At 76.6% G+C, this 513-nt stretch carries 1 protein-coding gene; it reads left to right on the forward strand.

Annotation, left to right across the window (positions count from 1 at the left end; translation table 11 throughout):
• Positions 1-513: alpha/beta fold hydrolase family protein (locus VB737_RS07570; protein WP_500312291.1), on the forward strand; the 513-nt coding region annotated here is incomplete at both ends.

Genomic DNA, 513 nt, shown 5'->3' on the forward strand with positions numbered 1-513 from the left:
GTGCTGCGGCTCAACCTGCGGGGGGCCGGCCGGGGCCGGCCCCTGGCCCGGGGCACCTACTGCGCCTGCTGCAGTGAGGATCTGCGTCCCGCCGTGGCCCTGGCGCGGCAGCTGGCCGCTGGCCGGCCCCTGTTCGGCGCCGGCATCTCCCTGGGGGGCACCGTGCTGCTCAACGGCAGCCTGGCCGGCCTGGCCTTCGATGGCCTGGTCTGCGTCAGCAGCCCGCTTGAGCTCCATGCCTGCGCCGTCCAGTTCGAGCGCCGCCGCAACCGGGTGTACCAGCGCTGGCTGATGCAGCGCCTGCGGGAGCAGACCCTGGCCGATCCGGGCGGACTGCAGGAGGCCGAACGCCGGGCGCTGGCGGGGCCCGCTCGGGCCCGCACGATCCGGGCCTTCGATGCGGCCATCACCGCCCCACGCTGGGGCTTCGCCTCGGTGGCCGCCTACTACGACGCCGCCAGCCCCCTGGCACCCCTGAGCGCCGGCCGGCCCCTGCCCCCCACCCTGCTGCTC

The sequence above is a fragment of the Synechococcus sp. BA-120 BA3 genome (genome assembly GCF_034931285.1).
Lineage (GTDB): Bacteria > Cyanobacteriota > Cyanobacteriia > PCC-6307 > Cyanobiaceae > Cyanobium.